The sequence below is a fragment of the Paenibacillus apis genome, assembly GCF_018333295.1.
GTDB classification, from domain to species: domain Bacteria; phylum Bacillota; class Bacilli; order Paenibacillales; family Paenibacillaceae; genus Fontibacillus; species Fontibacillus antibioticophila.
Window position 1 is genome coordinate 24314 of the sequence record NZ_BORS01000004.1, and the last position, 18063, is coordinate 42376.

Sequence of the window (18063 nt, forward strand, 5' to 3'; positions counted from 1 at the left end):
CCTTGCACTGCCTAACCGCATCGCGGCTACTCCCTTTGGTTACTTAAGGCCGTGAGGATTCGTGAATACAGAAACGTTATAGGAAATCAGCGGGAAGCTTGAGAGATAGGGAGTGATCAAAATCAAGTTTATTCTTTTATTCGGTCCCCAAGCCGTTGGGAAAATGACAATAGGTCATGAATTAACAAAAATCACTGACTTAAAATTATTTCACAATCATATGTCAATCGAATTATTCCATCCTTTCTTTGGCTTTGGTAGTGAAACGTGGAGGCTTTCTAATCTTATAAGAAGAGAGTTGTTTGAATCATTTTCTAATAGCAATCAATATGGACTTATTTTTACATATGTATGGGGATTTGATCTTCAAGGAGATTGGGAATTTGTGAAACAAACCTGTGATATTTTTGAATCAAAAGGATCAGAGGTTTATTTCGTTGAATTAGAAGCAGATATTGATGAAAGACTAAAAAGAAATAAAACTAGTTTTAGACTTGATCAAAAGCCAACAAAAAGAAACATCGAACAATCTGAAAAAAACATGTTGAATACTATGGAGAAACATAGACTGAATTCTTACCAAGGAGAAATTCAAAGAGAAAACTATTTAAGGATTAATAACACACATTTAAGTGCTGAAGAAGTTGCAAATCAAATAAAAGTAAAATTCAATTTGTAACAACACGATGTGAGTGGTTCGAAGTTCAGGGATTCGTAAACGCAGAACCTGATTTTGAAGAGCATCATAAAGTTCTTAATGGGTTTTCAGAGCTAATGTACGAAGTATTCGAAGAAAAAGGTGTACATGCTAGGTCTGTGTTTGGAGCGGTTTCTGTAAGAGATAATCTACCAATAATAATCGATTCAATATTTCAAGTGGAAGAATGATAGCTTTATTCTGGGGCAGCTCGAAGATGGATGGGACATCACATAACAATGAAATCACTGCGTTCCTCTCTGAGTCCCTGGGTCGCCAGAGGAATTTTGGGGAAGTGGTTTCAGTCGAAACCTGGACCTACTAAGCGCATGGCACCCATAGACCCCACGGCTTTTAAGTCGGTGAGAAATCGTGTGTGCGGAAACGTTATGTGGCAAGCTTAATTAATGAAGTTACCTAAATATTATGGAGGTGAAGTCATGAATAACATAAAAGAATACTACATGGGTTATGATGAAGAAAACAGGCTCAATAAAGACAATGCACATAGAGTCGAATTCGATACAACTATTCATTTGTTAAATAGATATATAAACAAAAACTCAAGAATACTCGATATTGGAGCAGGGACAGGCCGGTATACTTTTTTTTATGCAAACAAAGGTGCTTCGGTATTCTCAATGGATCTTGTTGAAAAGCATGTTGAAATAATAGAAGATAAACTAAATAAGAGCCGTGGATTGAAAATTAAGGTAGAACAGGGAGATGCTTTAGATTTATCCAGATTTGCTGATGGCGAATTCAGTACTGTACTCTGCATGGGTCCGCTATATCATTTGCATGAGCAAGAGCAACATATGAAGTGTCTAAATGAATGCAGAAGAGTATTACAACCTAATGGTATCTTGGCAGTAGCTTATATAAATAAAAGAGCGCTTATGGAGTTTGGTGAGAACCCTCATTTTGTTGGTTTGGAATCAGATTATATGGAAGCTATTCTAAATGGAATGGATTTCAGAGTTAGGGAACATATTGCTACAGATGGTGTTACCCCAAAGATCGGGAGATTAGTTAATGAATTAAGTGAAAAACAATATAAACGTTGGTTAGATTTCCATATAGAAATGTATAATTCGAAAGCCGCAATTGAAAATACACTCCATGCTTTGATAATAGCAGAAAAGGTTTAGCTCAGACAGCAAACGCCCCAGCCTAAGATAAGAGCTATCTAGGGCTGGGGCGTTTCGTGAATATAAGAACGTTAGCTGAAATACGGAAAGGGAGTAATATCATGAAAATGATAAGTGAAACTAAAGTCTATAAAAGGACTGAGCAATCTTCAATTTATGCTGATATCTATTATCATGGAAGTCAAACTCCGGTTATTATCTATATACATAGTGGAGCACTGATATTTGGTACAAGAAAGTGGTTGCCAATTGAGCAGGTTGAGATATTCAAGAATGCTGGATTTAGTATCATAAGCATTGATTATAGACTTGCTCCAGAGACGAATTTTCAATTAATAATTGGGGACATAGAGGATGCCTTAAATTGGGTTAGATCTACTGCATCGAAAATGTACGATTTTAATACGGATAAGATTGCTCTTATTGGAAGTTCAGCGGGAGCTTACCTTAGTTTGGTCAGTGGAACAATGGAATATAGACCTAATGCAATAGTTTCCTTTTACGGTTACGGTGATATCTTAGGAAAGTGGTATTCTGAGCCTAGCGAATTTTACTGCAAAAGACCAATTGTTAATCTTGTAGAAGCCGAAAAATATCTTAGTGACTATGAAGTATCAGAAGGCTCGTGGGAAAGGTTTGATTACTATCTTTGGTGCCGTCAGCATGGAACTTGGGTTGAAAAGGTAACAGGTTTTGATCGAGATATAGATAGTGAGTTATTAAGAAAGTATAACCCTATCGATAATATTTCTAAGTCCTTTCCCCCAACACTCTTTTTGCATGGGAATAAAGATACTGATGTACCATATGAACAGTCTTTGATAATGTATGAAAAATTACGAAAAAATGGTATTGAAACTGACCTAATTACAGTTGATGGTGCTGATCATGTATTTGATCAAAACATAAATGATGTACATGTTAAAATTGCGTTTGAGAAAACAGTAGAATTTCTCAAAAAACATTTATGTTGAACAAATTTAAGAAGCTCCGTACTTCAGCTAACACAACATTAACACATCGTCACATACACACCTCGGTTGGAAGAAGAAATAGCAGGGAAGTAGGCTCACCAACACAGACCCCGCCTAGATAAGAGACTATCTAAGGCTGAGGCGTTTCGTGAATGCAAGAACGTTACCAGAAAACAGCACAAACGAAAAAAAAGCATATTTCTATCAGAGAAAGAACGATTGCTGCGAAGAATCTGGAAAAACGTTGAATCGATGAAAGGAGGAATTTCGATGCAATTTAAGTTGTATACGGATGTGCATGAGTTTTACAGAGACACCTATGAAGTGCTGATGCGTCATGAGGCACAAAATATGATACCTCTGGGCAATATCATAATTGGGCATGAAGGAAAAGACAAAACAGATTGGCGTGACCCTGTAAATTGGCTTATGGTAACTATTTCGGATGCTAAGGGCATACAACTTACCGCAATAATGACACCGCCACACAATATTACGCTTTATGCAACAGACAACATAATGAACCCAGAGGCTATAAACTGTTTGATAGATGGGCTGGATGGCCGTGAAATTCCAGGTGTGACAACTGAAAAAAACTTGGCAGAGTATTTTGCTAAAGAATATACCTTGCGCAAGGGAATAACTTTTAAAACAACCATGAGCCAACGTATATATGAACTTACAGCAGTAAACCCAGACATTCAAAAGATTGGTATCGTTCGATTGCTAGATGAAAAGGATATTCACTTTTTCCCGTACTGGGCTGAAGCATTTTATGCAGCGGCGAGTTATGGTAAAACAGAAATGTCCATCCCGCAAGATGCAGAGCCTTACCTCTACCGAATAGCATCGAAAAAACTCTATATTTTAGAGGACGACAACGGGATCCCCGTTTCTATGGCAGGTTATACAAGGGAAATGCAGACGGCTATTGGTGTGGCATTTGTATATACCCCTCCATATGAGTGCAGAAAGGGTTACGCTACTTCAATTGTGGCGCAAATAAGCCAACTTGCATTGGACAAAGGATTTAAGAAGTGCGTCTTATATACGGACTTAGCAAATCCCACATCCAATAGCATCTATCGAAAGATAGGCTATATGCCAATTTGTGATTCGCTTCAGCTGAAATTTGAATGGTAAAAGGGGAATATCTTATGAAATTATTAGGTTATAATGAAAGCATAATCTTGAAACAAGGAGGGAATTTCAATGAGGCGAGAAGATATCGAAAATAAGTTAAAGATTGAAAAGAGATTTTTGATGGATCGTTTTTATGTTTCAAAGATAGGATTATTTGGTTCTTTTGCTCGTGATGAACAGACGGAAACAAGCGATATCGATTTATTAGTTGAATTTTCTCGCCCAGTAGGATTTGAATTCTTGGATTTGAAGGATTATTTAGAGTCTGTATTTGACAGAGAAGTCGATCTTGTAACCCCTAATGCCATTAAACCGTACATGAGAGATGAAATTCTTAGTGAGGTACAATATCAGTGAAACGATCGGTCAATGCACTAATGGACATTCTAGAGTCAATTAATCGAATAGAAACTTATCTCGGTGCTGTTAAATATGATGAGTTTTTAGCTAATCAAATGCTTTTGGATGCAGTAATAAGAAACTTAGAAATCATCGGAGAAGCCGCTAGAAATCTTAGCGATGAAGTTAAGAAGAGGTATCCAGAAGTCCCTTGGAAGAATATGATCGGACTAAGGAATGTCTTGATTCATGAATAATTTGGAATTGATGAAAGTATCGTTTGGGAAGTAGCTACAAGAAACCTAAAAGAAGTTAAACCCATTATTGTAAGGGCAATTCAAGAAGAGGGAGACTTCACTTAACACGTATCACGCTGTGAGACCTATTGTCGGACGAATAACCGAAGAAGAAAGCTCAGACAACAAACGCCCCAGCCTAAGATAACAGCTATCTATGGCTGGGGCGTTTCGTGAATACAAGAACGTTACCTGATATCGTCGGGATAAAAACATGTTAAGAATATCAATAATGGAGGTATGGAAATGGATCTACGCTTAACATTCAATGAGGATGTGTCAAACTATGAAAGACTTCGTCCAACATATACAGACGAACTGTTTGACGACGCAATTCGGTTTTCAAGTCTTAGCAGAAATAAAAGGGCGCTGGAAATAGGAATCGGTACAGGCCAGGCAACTTTACCTTTTTTAAATACTGGTTGTAAAGTTACCGCTATTGAAATAGGTGAAAAACTAGCGCAATTTTCTAGGGAAAAGTTTGCGGAATTTAAGAGTTTTGAAGTAATTAATCAAGATTTTGAAAGTGTTCAACTTGATGAAAATGCTTATGACTTAGTTTATTCCGCTTCAGCTTTCCATTGGATACCGCAAGAAATAGGGCTTCCGAAAGTTTATGGACTTTTGAAAAGCGGAGGCGTGTTTGCATGGTTTTCAACCCAACCTTTTCCCGCTCAAGAACATACGCACATACATGAGGCTCTGCAAAAAGTATATGACAAATATAGTGAATTTTTCGGAGAGCAAAGGCCTAAACTAGACCCGCAAATAAAGCAACAACAACTTGAGAAAAAACGTTTGGGAAGATTCAATGCATTAAGACATTACGGATTTGTTGATGTTACTGATAAGTTTTATTATGGCACAAGGACATTTAACGCAAAAGATTATACTATACTAATCAGTACATATTCAGACCATAAGGCAATGCCTGAAGAGATCCGAATACCATTCTTGAAAGAAATCTATGACATAATTGACCGCTGTGGTGGAAAATTCACCCTTTCTGATACTATGTTATTGTGCATGGGAATCAAACCATAACCACTTTAATGCTAATAAGCTTACTCTACAGTATAAGCAAAAAATAAATAAAAAGGAGATAAGAGTTGTATGACAAACCCTATTCAAAACCAAATCAAAGGTGTATTTATTCCGGTTAAAAATATTGAAAGTGCTAGGGATTGGTATTGTAGTTTACTTGGATTGTCTACCGATGGGGAGATCTATTTTGGCCATATTTATGTTTTAATGATGCAAGGAGAAACCAGCATTGTTCTAGATAGCAAGATATATTCGCCAGAAAACGTATATAAAATTCCTGTATTACAATTAGCCACTGATAATATTGAAAAGGCATATCAATTTATGAGATCAAGGAATGTTGAAGTTATTACTGAAATTCAGAATGGTCATTGGTTTAATATTAAAGATCCAGATGGGAATGTATTAATGATTTGTAAGTAAAGATATTTGCGGGCGAATTCCAAGATGTCGTCACCATCAGATAACAATGCATTCACGCGACGGATCGGCAGGCGATCCTTGGTCGCCGAGAGGCATTTTGAGGAAGTGAATTCAGGCGACAACCCTGCGACCTAACCGCGTCGCGGCCACCCCCTTTGGGAGCTTAAGGTCCTTGGGTTCGTGAATACAACAACATTATATGAAATTAATTATGGGGGGAAGGGATTTGAGGGCTACCCAAGATGTACTTAGTATTTGGAGGAAGTTTGACAATTTTCCCATGGAAACAATAACAAAAGCTTGGTATTTTCAATTAGCTTCGGAATTTAAGCAACGAACAATTGAACAAATGAAAACACATAGAGGGCAGTATGGAACTTCAGGAAATTGTTTTGATTTAGCAATGTGGTTAATTCATGAATTCAGACAAGAGAAATTTACTAGTTATGCAATATTAACGCCAGACTCCCACGTTGCTGTGGTTGCATTAAACGAGAAAGGAGATAGGTACTTATGTGATTTAGGTGATCAATGGATTGAACCGATATTAATAGAACAAAATAATGAAGATTATACGGAAGAGTTCATGGATAACTTCTTTCCAGGTGCACAAGTAAAATTGGAATCACAAGTGAATAGCCTATTAGTGACATATAGGAGGCCAAACGGCAAAGAAAGTAAGCAAAAGTATATCCTAGATCCTATATCGGATGAAAGATTAATCGCTGAGGGTGAGAAGACTCAACGTTCTCTAAGGACAGCACTTGTTGAAAGGAGAATTTTTACTGATAGTCAGGTAATCCATTGGGAGTTTGACAACTATATTAGTTTCTTTAGTTCAATGGATGGAAAGCAGATTGAGAAAAAACTTCAAACTATAGAAGAATGGGCTGAACGAATCGGTAACGTAAGTGGTATAGATAAGAGGATCATAAGAAATGCTTTGGAAGTGTATTCGAAGAAGTCCCCCCAGAATTAACATCATATAACACAGTATTCACGCGGCGGGGCTTTCGCCCCTTGGTTGTCGGATGTATAATCATGGTAGATATAGCAGACAACACACGACCCAGCCTAAGATAGGAGCTATCTAAGGTTGGGTCTTTTCGTGAATACAAGAACGTTATCCGAAACCGGCGTGATCGAAAGGAGAAAAACTATGATACTTGGATTATTTGAAGCACATTTACCAGTGAGTAATTTAAATAAATCAATTGAATTTTATTCTAAATTAGGATTAGAAGAAAAATACTACAATTCGCTAGTAGCACCTGCTGGAAAACAACTCTTATGGATGGAGAAGTCATCCCATATGTTTCATCCTGATGATGCTAGAGAGATTGAAAACATATTATTAAATATATTAAATCCAAAGGGAATGTTGTAGTTATTTTTAAGGATGCATGGTACATCACATAACAAAATATTTCTGCATCGTCGCTGGCGCTCCTCGGTCGCTTAGATGGATTTTCGGAGAAGTGAATTCAAACGACACATGCAATTGGGTTAGTGGCATATCCACCCGGACCTACGGCCCTTAAGCCGTTTGGTCGTCAGAAATACGAAACGTTATCTGAAACCATATGCATTCTTTTGACGGGGGATGAATCAAAGTAGTGGAAACGATCATTTACTTCGTAAGGCATGCAGATTCTCCATATGTTGAAGGGCAGGAAAGAAGTCGAGGTCTTTCTGATATAGGTATGAAGGACGCTTTAACAGTAAGGAATATCTTAATGTTTGAGGATATTGATGTTTTTTACTCCAGTCCATATGAACGAGCAATAAGTACAATTCGTCCAACTGCTAACCATTACGGAATGGATGTATTAGTAGTAGAAGATCTTAGGGAGAGAATGATTGGTGATTTCACCCCCAATAGTTTTTGGGACGCAAAACAACAAGTTTATAATGATTATAGTTTTTCTTTCCCCCAAGGAGAAAGTAGTTTTCATGCCCAGCGGAGAGCGTTTGTTGCTCTTTTAGAGATTATTAAAAAGAACAATAACAAGAAAATTGCGATTGGAACTCATGGTGACATTATGACTTTGATGTTGAATGGCTTTAATAAAAACATCGGTTTTGGATTCTGGCAATCAACCTCAATGCCGGACATATACAAGGTTCAATTAAGTGGTCAGAAAATATTGAATATGAAGAGATTGTTCGAGGGATGATTCGAAGATGGCCGAAAATCTTAAACCTTAGAAAGTGTGGGGGAGCTCTTATGACGAATGCATCTGTTCGAGTCATAAAACTGAATGAATTAGATCAATTACTATTACTCTATAAGCATCTAAATCCAGACGACCCAGATTTGAATATTAGCGAGATTCAAAATCATTGGAATGAGATTAACAGTGACCCGTTAATGAAGATCATTGTTGTTGAACATGAGGGAAAGATAATTTCGTCATGTGTTGTAGTTATTATTAAAAATCTTACAAGGGGAGCTAGACCTTACGGGTTAATTGAGAATGTTGTTACTCATTCTGATTATAGAAAACAAGGTTACGGTAGATTAGTCCTTCAGAAGTCAGTTGAAATCGCCAAAGTGCATAATTGTTATAAGGTTATGTTAATGACAAGTTCTAGAATGGAAGGAACTCATAAATTTTATGAAGAATGCGGATTTAAAAAAGGGGATAAGACGGGATTTATAATAAAGATGATGTGAAGGTAACTCAATGAAGCGGCGCCATCCTATAACACAAACGTTATAGGAATAAGCATAGGGAGGAAAACATGAGTAAGTATTCTTTTATAGTTTCAAATATTCCATTACCAGAGGTAGACTTCACAGCAGCAAAGAGAATGAAATATAGGGAATACAAAAAAATAAACAAGGAAAAGGAAAGTAATTCTATTCTAAGTCAATTGGATGATGAAGCAGTGGTTCTAATTATGGACCCAACAAAGATGAATTATCTTAGCGTAACCATTTGTACCAACCCACCCTATGGTTTAGAAGAATATACACAGAAAGATTATATTTATTGGCTCGAGGGTGACTTAGATAACGAAATATGGCAAGAACAACTCTATGAGTATTTGAAAGGGCTAAATAAAGATGGACTAGAAATATGGTCAATATGGTTCGGTGATGGTCCTCAAGATATTAAAGAAATGAAAATTAAATTAGCAGAATCGAAAATAGCGGATTTAGAAGTATTGAAGAGTTTGAGTATGAATTACTGCATAAAAATTGAATGAAGTTGATTAGCTGATTCCAGAGAGATGCCCACATTCTATAACATAATATTTACTCTGCGGGCATACGCCCTTCCTTGGTCGGCATTCGCCGGACACTCAGCATACGCTGAGCCGCAAATACAGGAACGGTATACGATATTAATGCAGAGTAATTTTAAAAAACTCAAGCCCTTTCATGACTTTGCAAAGGAGACAAATATGAACATTCAAATCATTTCAAAAAATTCAGATGAAGAAAGCAAATATGTAAGATTCAAATTAATTGAATTCAATGCAAATCAATTGCCAGATAACATTAAGGATAATTATGAGGAAATTAATCTAAATGTTAAAGATCCGGAAGGCAATATAATAGCAGGTATTCTCAGTGTATTTTGTTGGACTTGGTTGGAGGTTGATATTTTATGGGTCGACGAGAATTATAGGGGACAAGGATATGGATCTAGACTACTAATTGAAGTCGAAAAAATCGCAAAGGATAAAGGGTGTACTTTTATTAAGCTTAATACTTTTAGCTTTCAGGCGCCTGATTTTTATAAGAAACATGGATACAAAGTAATTGCAGCAATTGATAATGCACCTAAGGGACATAAACATTACTACCTAATAAAAGAATTGAATTAAAGTGGGATTTGGAGGGAAAAGTCTATGATTATTAAGAACCATTTCATTTCACATTCATGTACGAAAAATTAACAACAAACTAATTTTCTTTACATATTTTGCGCAGTAATTGTAAAGATCTATTGCGAAAAAATCCTACAATTATAGTTAAAGGAGGTGGCTAATGGATAACTTTAAAGCCCTTGAAAGCGTAGTTGAATATCTGGAGAATGAAATTTCCGGTTCAAATGAAGTTGATTTTACTGTCATTTCAAAAATTGCATGTTGCCCTGCCCCTTTATTCCAGCGAATTTTTGTATATATTACCGGAATAACAATATCCGAATACTTAATGCGTCGTCGATTGACATTGGCGGGTTATGACATAAAAAATAGCAAGGAAAAAATAATTGACATAGCTATGAAATACGGATTTAATTCTCATTCTTCGTTTACTAGAGCATTCAAACAGCACCATAAGATTTCGCCCTCCAGTATTAGAAAGGGAGGAGTTAAGCTTAATGATTATCCTAGAGCCTCCTTCACCAATATCAGAATTGTAGGAGGAAAACGAATTATGGCAGATTTAAAAAGAATTGAATACATGGAATATGGTCCTCGAAAAATTGTAGGCATGATGAAAATGACTTCATTTCAAAAAGCAGGGGAAGAATGCTGGGGTTCAGCCTTTAATGAAGGTTTGTTTGACAAATTCTCCGAAATTGAAAATTGGATCTGCAAAGACATTGATAATTATGTTGGGCTTGGTCACATGAGTAAATTTATCGGAAAGGATAGCTTCCAGTATATCATAGGTAAATTTGTTCAACCTGATGCACCAATCCCAGAAAATATGTATTTTCAGAATATTTCAGCAGGAACAGTGGCTAATGTATGGATCGAAGCAGATAATCTTAACGATATTATTGATTCTGCATATTTAATTTGTTCCGAGGCGATTGAGAAAACAGGATATAAAATTGATCATGAAAACTTTTATTGGTGTGATGTTTACACATACGATAGATACTGCACCCCGCTAGAAAAGGGAGAGAAAATTATTCTTGATTATTTATTGCCTGTTATTAAACGCAAATAGCAAATAAACTTCAATCAGGACGGATCAACTTTTATTTGGTTGGCTCCTTTTTGAGCCGGGCATTTTTTTCAGCAAATGAATTACAACCACGATTAACAAAGGAACTGTGAATCCGGTCAGCTTCCATAGGGGAAGGATTACCGTGATGTGCTCCGTCAATTTTGTTTCGCTTCGGTGCATAATAAAAGCGAATAGCATATTGATGAAAGCCAGCGGAAGTATAAACACGTTCTCATCTTTTAATTTGAATGTACGTACAATTAATTGATTTAATATGAAAAGTGTAAGGCAGGCTTTCATGTAGGAGCTTACAATTAAAGCTATCCCAACAATGAACTCCACCCGCTGAATAATAGGTTGTACATTAATCACTCGCGCAACTTCTACCATCGAATACTTTCTTTCCCCGGCTAAAGGTCCGAAAACAAGGATGGTTGATATCGTGACCGCAATCAAGGTGACCAGAGCGATAACAAACGTAACCGTCAGCTTTTTAGGTAAACCCCGGGCCGGCCGGCGAACAAAAGGAAGGAGCAGGGCAAGCAAGACCGGTTCTGCGTGGGTGAAACCATAGGAAAGGTAGGCGCCATGCAGTACAGGTTTGATTCCGTCAGGGAGAATAGGTAATAGAAATTCGCCGTGATAATTGGGAAAGGATAACAGCATGGTCAAGATGATGAACAGCATTACGGCGAAGATCAAAATGGTAAACATTCTGCTCATGACTTCAATCCCTGCCCGTACCGTCATGGCCACTGTCGTGAAGATCAAGAAATCGAATATGTATTGGGGAGTTTGCCTCATTAAAGAGCTGTTGGCATATTTGCCTACCTCAAACACGATATCCGTACTCATTTCGAACAACAGCGAAATAAACGGGATAGCAATCACAATGGCTGGCAAGGTTCCCAAAATCGCTTGGCTATATTCACTAAAGGATTGTCCGGGATATTCTTTATCCAAGTAAAGGACAAGCAGCAATTGAAGCATGGCAACCGCGCCGGAGAGCAGCAGAGAAATCCACACCCCGTTCTTGGCGAATCCAATTAACGGCCCGGGAAGGTTGACAATAACCGAGCCGGTTAAATAAACAAAAAACAATACGATCAATTGTTCTTGACTTACGATTTGTTTATTCATCAAGATGCTGCTGCTCCTTTTCTAAGACTGTACGTCCAAATACTCGACAATCCGATGCCCCCAATCTTTATACAGCCATGCTGCAAGGGTATGAAGAATCGGCATTCCAAATCCTCCAATATACTCAATCCCAAGATAAATGGAGACAATAACGGTCACTCCATAGGCGATCTTGTCGCGAAGCACCATTTTCTTTATTGTGGCAAGATTATAGAACGTCATTAACAAATAACTCGAAATCACAACGATCATTTTTTCGGCCATTCGTGTGAGCTCCTTTGCTACTTATCCTGAGAAAGCGGTTTTGGCGTGGCGGTTCCGCTATTTTTGATTTCAACGTTTGCTTTAATGTCGATTTGAGTCTCAGCAAAGCGCGCTTCCCAATTCTTCTTCCACCGTTTCCATAGGGCTGGATCTTTACGATAAATCCGGTCTCCTAATCCAATCAGGTCCAATTTCTTATGTTTCATTCGGTTAAAAGTTTCTCTTAAAGATTCTTCAACGGTCCGTGCTGCCGCTTCCGTGAATTTTTTTTCATCTTCCGGAGTTTTTAATTTTGTGCACTTCATCTCTCCAAGAGCTCCCGAGATTTGAACGAATACTTGAAGGTGGACGGCTTCATCTTCAATATGGGGTTTTAGTTTGGAATGGAAAGATAAGACTTCCAGAGAATTGTCATTATCACCGCTCGAATCGCTCTGAGTTTCGCACGGAACGCGGATAATTCCACCCTTGTATTTATTAAGCAGCATATGAATCGATCGGGAATCTTGAGAAGAAACGGTCCCCTGCCATTTTCCTTTTTTTAGGACGGCCATTCCGTCAGCTACTAGCTCTTCTCCTTTTGTTTCGTCTTTTGTGATATAAGGAACTAACGAAATCCCCGTCTGGCTGCGAAGACCAAGGAAGAGATCAAGTAAAGAAGTGTCGGTCGTCTTGTGATTGAACCGGTTGGAATATTTGGTGATCTGCAATAACTGTTGACTTACCGTTTTTTCGATTAAAGGCTTCATTTCCAAATATTGCGATGCTTTTCCGCGGGTAATAAAAAACGAAGAACTAAGTCTAGCCTCATGATCCCGATAAAAGAAATCTAAAATCTCACCGATCGGATAAACTTGCACTAATTGATCTTCGACAATGATGGCCTGCAAATGGCTCCATTGTGCTTTGCGTCCGGTATGAAGGATAATATCCCGAATCCCGTCAAACATCGTTTCGCCCTTTGTTTGCACATTGACATAGGAAATTGCTCCACCGCCTTCCGTTCCCGGCGAACCGCCGGAATGCACCGGCTTGTAGATTTGCACGGTAAGATCAACCATTCCGTTATCGGCTTTGTCGACAGCAAGTCCTAAGATAAAGGAACGATCCGTAAGTTCTGCCTTGTCCCAGCAACCCGGCAGCAATAGAAGGCAGACCATCAGACAGCCGGCAACCGCGATTCTTCGCATCATAAGCCTTCTTTCAAGAAAATTGCCCGTTATTTTTTGGATCCGAATATTTCCTTGCTTCGTGGTGAACGGAGTAACATTTTTAATGGGGCGCGAATGATCGTATCCAACAGTTGCTTAGGTTGAAGAGGCGCTAAAGGGGTTAGATACGGCTGCCCGAGGGATCTGAGACTCGTTAAATGCAGCAAGAGCCAGAGTAAACCGATCATCAGACCGAATCCGCCCAGGATCGTGCTTAAAATCATGAGCGGAATCTTGATAATTCTTAAAGCGGTAGCCATGTTGTATTGAGGAATGGCAAAAGAAGCAATTCCGGTTAAGGCAACGACCACGACCATCGTCGGAGAAGCAATACCTGCGGATATGGCTGCTTCACCAATAACGAGAGCGCCGACAATACTTATCGTGGCACCAATCTGTCTTGGTAAGCGCGCTCCGGCTTCCCGAAGAAGCTCAAAGAAAAATTCCATGATAGCGGCTTCAATAAATGCAGGGAAGGGAATTCCCTCGCGCGCATTCATGATGGCAAGCAAAAGGACGGTAGGAATCAATTCCGGATGAAAAGTCGTCAATGCTATGTAGATGCTGGGCAAGCTTAAAGCAATAAAAAAAGCAATGATCCTCATTAAGCGAATTAGAGAGGAAATGATGCTTCTTTGGTAAAAGTCTTCCGAGGATTGATACATTTCCGTAAAAAGCCCCGGACATATCAAAATCGAACCTGTGCCTTCGACAAGCACGATGATTTTGCCGTCCAGCAAAGCCGCCGCGGCGGTATCCGGCCGTTCTGTATAGCGGTATTGAGGGAATGGAGAATACGTCGAATCCTCAACCCACTCTTCAATAAAAGAGGTATCAAGCACATTAACCTGGTTCATTCCGGAGACCCGCTGTTTTAACTCAGCCAAAACCTCCATGTTAACTGTATTTATCAAATAAGCGACCGCAACTTCCGTTTTGGTGTCCGCCCCAAACGTAAACCTCTCCAATTTTAAATTAGGCGTTTTTAGCCGCTGCCGTAGCATACCGATATTCTTTTGCAGATTTTCGACCGTACTCTCGCGCGGACCATGAACTACGGATTCCGAAACGGGTTCGGTTACTTGCCTGGTGATTAGCGAAGCAATTTTGTAAGACAAAGCTCGATCCCAGCCATTTAAGAAGATAACAAGATGCCCTGTAACAATATCATCAATGACTTCATGCAGATCGGTTACAAGCTTGGCAGAATGCGAGGAAACACCGTGGTTGCTGAAAAAGCGAATGACATCTTCGGGAATGACGGAAATTGCCGGACCTACTTCGTGGGGGACAAGGTCTTGAAGCGATGCTTTCATATAATTTAATGTCTTATTTTCGCTTAATGATTCGAAATAAGCGGAAAATGCTTTGTGTCGAAGCTCCGGTCCAAAGTGCCACTGAAAAACGGAAAAATCACCGCAATATTCAAAACGCGTTTCGAGCCACTTTAAATTAAATTCCAATTCGGGTGAGATCGGTTGGGTATCCGTTTCTGAGCGGGCACCGGAAAAGCTCGTTTGGCTCATGCTGCTAACCTCCGGAAGTGAGAACTACGCAAAATTATTTCCAGTCCAAAGGGGATTCATTCATGTTTCTTGGAAAAACCCCGGGACTAACACCCAGATGGTTAATTAGATGACGAAATCAACCGCTGCTCGTGCGGATTTTGGATTTCCTGACATAATAAACGATTATCAGCAGCAGAGGGATCACAAAAGAAACGGTAAAATCCCAATCTACCCAGGTGGATGGGATTTTTTTCATATAAAAGACAATATCCTTCGATACCAGCTGCGAAAGTCCAAACACGAGAAAACCAACCGGGAATATCAAGGAACGGAAGCTTTTCAGGTTAAACAGTTGGGCGGAACCAAGCGTAAAGGCATAGAAATACAGGGCGGTTTTGAAAAAGGTGGTGATGACCCACACAATGGCCATAAGGGCTTCGATTCGCTGCAGAAAATTGCCGATATTGATTTTTTGGGCCAGAATATAGGCGGCGTAAAATTGATGCTCGGGTAGATAAGCCCCCAAAACGGTTATGGAAAGAAACAAAATCAGATTCAGGACGGCCGCTCCGATAATCAAGATGAGAAAGATATCCCGGTTGGTATGTTTGCTCTTTTTAACGTACGGGTGCACCATTAGAAATACGATCATCTCGCCAAACGGATAACTGATGCCAAACAACACGGAGTGCAGCAATTTGGGCAAAGGCGTATGCATGATCGGGAACAGATTTTCCAGTTGGATCTGCGGAAGCAGCAGAATCATCAATGAAGCGAAAAACAGAATGAACAGCGGCAAAAATATTTCAGCGGCCCTGGCAAGCGTCTCGAGACCAAGACGGAGGCCGTATATCACCAGGAACAGGGTCATGAAGCGAAAAACGGCGCCTGGAGTCTTTTCAAAAATTTGCGTACACATGAAATCCTCGATTTCACGAATGTAGATGGATGTTGCTATTAGAAAGAAAAACAAATAGAACAGGCATACTGCGGTCCCGACCCATTTTCCTAATATTTTGTTAATTTTTTCGATGAGGTTCATCTGTGGATAAAAATAATGTACTTTAAGCGGAATCAGGATGCCGGCAAGCCCCAGCGGCAAGCTGATTAAACCGGCTATCCAGGCGTCCTGATGCGAATCGGCTACCATGGTTAAGGGATAAATCAGCGCCATGTCGCCGACAAACACAAACAGGGCAAGCACAATCAGTTGTCTTGAAGATAAGCGTCCTTTTTCCAAGCTCATGTCCTATCATCCTTCCTCCTATAGCCTACTTTCCGACCCCGGTACGCGAATTTAAGCGCCAGTCTGTGCTAGTATGCCGGTAATGAATTGACAGTATGCTCCCGTTTTGGATTTTTTCGGAATAATAATGAGCGAATAGATTAAAATAAGCAAAAAACGCCTATTGGCGGAGAACCCGGGGGAACGAGTGTGGATAACACAATAAAGTTTGAAGGTCAATTATCGGCCTGCTTGCAGGAGAACGAAACCCTGCTGCAACAAGCGCTTGGCGGGAGCACGGATCTGGTGAAAAAGAAACTCATTCTAGGGACAAACCTGGAGATGTCTTTGTTTTTTATCGATGGCCTGGTGGATACCGGCACCCTTCACAATTCCATCCTTTACTCGCTGACCGAGCGGGGATTCTCCGCATTTGATGAACCGGAAAAGATGGATCCCGCTCAGAAACTGCAAATTCTCAAGGATTGCATTCTGATGGCCGGAGATATAACGGAAATCGCTGATTACGACAAGTTGCTTCATGAACTTTTATCGGGGTGCATCATACTGCTGATGGAGGGAGCAAACACCGCGCTGCGGATCTCCCTACCCGGTTGGGAGGACCGCAATGTCAGCGAACCGAGCTCACAATCGGTTGTACGCGGACCGATGGAGGGGTTTACCGAGCGATTGCGGACCAACACGGCGCTGATTCGGCGGAAAATCAAGGATAGACATCTATGGCTTGAGACGTTTCAAATCGGAAAAGTAACCCAGACCGATGTCGCTATTATGTATCTGGACAACGTTGTCAATGCGGAAATCGTGGCTGAAGTAAAACGGCGTCTGGCCAAGATCGACACGGACAGTATTTTGGAAAGCGGCTATATCGAAGAATTCATTCAAGATACGGCCCTTACCCCGTTTCCCACGATCTATAATTCCGACCGGCCCGATACGATCGCGGCGGGAATTTTGGAAGGAAAAGTGGCCATCCTGGTGGACGGGACGCCGTTTGTTCTGCTTGTTCCTTCCTTCTTTTTGAATTTCTTTCAATCCGCCGAAGATTATTATCAGCGGGCGGATATTGCCACTTTGCTGAGATTCATCCGTTATTTGGCCTTATTTATCGCGATGCTGGCTCCGGCGCTCTATGTGGCCATTACTACGTATCACCAGGAAATGATTCCGACCACCCTCGTGATCAGCCTGGCCGCTCAAAGGGAGGCAGTGCCTTTTCCGGCTTTTGTCGAAGCGATGCTCATGGAGGTCATCTATGAAGTTTTACGCGAGGCAGGCGTAAGAATACCGAAGAATATCGGCCAGGCCATTTCCATTGTGGGGACCCTGGTTATTGGACAAGCTGCCGTAGAGGCGGGCTTTATCTCATCCGCCATGGTCATCATTGTGTCTGTGACGGCGATCTCCAGTTTTGTGATTCCGGAGACGGGAATGTCCATCGCCGTCCGGATCATCCGTTTTGGCCTGATGGCACTGGGGGCGTTTATGGGATTGTTCGGCATTTTGTTCGGACTTTTCATCATCGTGCTGCATTTGGCCGGGCTACGCTCCTTCGGAATGCCTTATATGAGTCCGATCGGACCTTATATTCAAAGCGATTTGAAGGATTCCGTTTTCCGTTTTCCTTGGCCGAAGTTAACAACGAGACCTAAGCAAACGGAGCCGGACGACGTGATCCGGCAAGGACAAACCGAGCGAGAGGAGTCGTAAGC

Annotated in this window: 20 protein-coding genes and 2 pseudogenes; 17 read left to right on the plus strand and 5 right to left on the minus strand. The window is 40.2% G+C overall.

Annotated elements, in window-relative coordinates:
• Positions 1-121 precede the first annotated feature (121 nt).
• The 16 genes and pseudogenes from KI362_RS06780 (at position 122) to KI362_RS06855 (ending at position 10982) form a co-directional block, all read left to right on the plus strand.
• Complete coding sequence (locus KI362_RS06780; RefSeq protein WP_301626397.1) at positions 122-679, plus strand: shikimate kinase; 558 nt, start codon at positions 122-124, stop codon at positions 677-679.
• 20 nt (positions 680-699) lie between these two features.
• Positions 700-888 (plus strand): annotated as a pseudogene (locus KI362_RS06785) (RidA family protein); the annotation flags it as partial.
• Between the two features lie 249 nt (positions 889-1137).
• Positions 1138-1848 (plus strand): class I SAM-dependent methyltransferase, encoded by a 711-nt coding sequence (locus KI362_RS06790; protein WP_301625876.1) that lies wholly within the window; start codon positions 1138-1140, stop codon positions 1846-1848.
• A 101-nt stretch (positions 1849-1949) separates the two neighbouring features.
• A complete protein-coding gene (locus tag KI362_RS06795) occupies positions 1950-2822 on the plus strand; it encodes an alpha/beta hydrolase (RefSeq protein ID WP_301625878.1) in 873 nt (290 codons plus the stop codon).
• A gap of 270 nt (positions 2823-3092) precedes the next feature.
• Positions 3093-3965 carry a GNAT family N-acetyltransferase gene (locus tag KI362_RS06800; RefSeq protein WP_301625880.1) on the plus strand — a complete coding sequence of 291 codons (873 nt, stop codon included), beginning with the start codon at positions 3093-3095 and terminating at the stop codon, positions 3963-3965.
• Between the two features lie 69 nt (positions 3966-4034).
• Positions 4035-4322, plus strand: coding sequence for a nucleotidyltransferase family protein (locus KI362_RS06805; RefSeq protein ID WP_301625882.1), 288 nt, complete (start codon positions 4035-4037; stop codon positions 4320-4322).
• Positions 4319-4561, plus strand: coding sequence for a HepT-like ribonuclease domain-containing protein (locus KI362_RS06810; protein ID WP_301625885.1), 243 nt, complete (start codon positions 4319-4321; stop codon positions 4559-4561). Before KI362_RS06805 ends, KI362_RS06810 begins: the two co-directional genes overlap by 4 nt.
• Before the next feature lie 285 nt (positions 4562-4846).
• Positions 4847-5644: a class I SAM-dependent methyltransferase gene (locus tag KI362_RS06815; RefSeq protein ID WP_301625887.1), complete on the plus strand. Its 798-nt coding sequence runs from the start codon at positions 4847-4849 to the stop codon at positions 5642-5644.
• A 69-nt stretch (positions 5645-5713) separates the two neighbouring features.
• Positions 5714-6067, plus strand: coding sequence for a VOC family protein (locus tag KI362_RS06820; RefSeq protein WP_301625889.1), 354 nt, complete (start codon positions 5714-5716; stop codon positions 6065-6067).
• 280 nt (positions 6068-6347) lie between these two features.
• A complete protein-coding gene (locus tag KI362_RS06825; RefSeq protein WP_301625892.1) occupies positions 6348-7046 on the plus strand; it encodes a hypothetical protein in 699 nt (232 codons plus the stop codon).
• 180 nt (positions 7047-7226) lie between these two features.
• Positions 7227-7307 (plus strand): annotated as a pseudogene (locus KI362_RS06830) (VOC family protein); the annotation flags it as partial.
• 376 nt (positions 7308-7683) lie between these two features.
• Complete coding sequence (locus KI362_RS06835; protein WP_301625893.1) at positions 7684-8244, plus strand: histidine phosphatase family protein; 561 nt, start codon at positions 7684-7686, stop codon at positions 8242-8244.
• A 50-nt stretch (positions 8245-8294) separates the two neighbouring features.
• The gene (locus KI362_RS06840; protein ID WP_301625895.1) at positions 8295-8744 is read left to right on the plus strand and encodes a GNAT family N-acetyltransferase; all 450 of its coding nucleotides are present in this window, start codon (positions 8295-8297) and stop codon (positions 8742-8744) included.
• A 68-nt stretch (positions 8745-8812) separates the two neighbouring features.
• Entirely contained in the window at positions 8813-9280 is a 468-nt protein-coding gene (locus KI362_RS06845) for a hypothetical protein (RefSeq protein ID WP_301625897.1), read from the plus strand.
• Between the two features lie 198 nt (positions 9281-9478).
• On the plus strand, positions 9479-9904 hold the full coding sequence (locus KI362_RS06850; protein WP_301625899.1) for a GNAT family N-acetyltransferase: 426 nt from the start codon (positions 9479-9481) through the stop codon (positions 9902-9904).
• Positions 9905-10067: 163 nt separating this feature from the next.
• Complete coding sequence (locus KI362_RS06855) at positions 10068-10982, plus strand: helix-turn-helix domain-containing protein (RefSeq protein WP_044478164.1); 915 nt, start codon at positions 10068-10070, stop codon at positions 10980-10982.
• A 24-nt stretch (positions 10983-11006) separates the two neighbouring features.
• Here the strand turns inward: KI362_RS06855 and KI362_RS06860 are convergent, their stop codons facing one another.
• The 5 genes from KI362_RS06860 to KI362_RS06880 all read right to left on the minus strand — a co-directional run bounded on the left by KI362_RS06860 (position 11007) and on the right by KI362_RS06880 (position 16351).
• Positions 11007-12122, minus strand: coding sequence for a GerAB/ArcD/ProY family transporter (locus KI362_RS06860; RefSeq protein WP_301626399.1), 1116 nt, complete (start codon positions 12120-12122; stop codon positions 11007-11009).
• A gap of 21 nt (positions 12123-12143) precedes the next feature.
• Positions 12144-12386 (minus strand): hypothetical protein, encoded by a 243-nt coding sequence (locus KI362_RS06865; RefSeq protein ID WP_044478166.1) that lies wholly within the window; start codon positions 12384-12386, stop codon positions 12144-12146.
• 17 nt (positions 12387-12403) lie between these two features.
• Positions 12404-13576, minus strand: coding sequence for a Ger(x)C family spore germination protein (locus KI362_RS06870; protein ID WP_301625903.1), 1173 nt, complete (start codon positions 13574-13576; stop codon positions 12404-12406).
• Between the two features lie 29 nt (positions 13577-13605).
• On the minus strand, positions 13606-15060 hold the full coding sequence (locus KI362_RS06875; RefSeq protein ID WP_306432822.1) for a spore germination protein: 1455 nt from the start codon (positions 15058-15060) through the stop codon (positions 13606-13608).
• A 181-nt stretch (positions 15061-15241) separates the two neighbouring features.
• Positions 15242-16351: a GerAB/ArcD/ProY family transporter gene (locus KI362_RS06880; RefSeq protein WP_301625907.1), complete on the minus strand. Its 1110-nt coding sequence runs from the start codon at positions 16349-16351 to the stop codon at positions 15242-15244.
• A gap of 189 nt (positions 16352-16540) precedes the next feature.
• On the opposite strand from KI362_RS06880, the gene KI362_RS06885 reads away from it, so the two are divergent.
• On the plus strand, positions 16541-18061 hold the full coding sequence (locus tag KI362_RS06885; protein ID WP_301625910.1) for a spore germination protein: 1521 nt from the start codon (positions 16541-16543) through the stop codon (positions 18059-18061).
• Positions 18062-18063 lie beyond the last annotated feature (2 nt).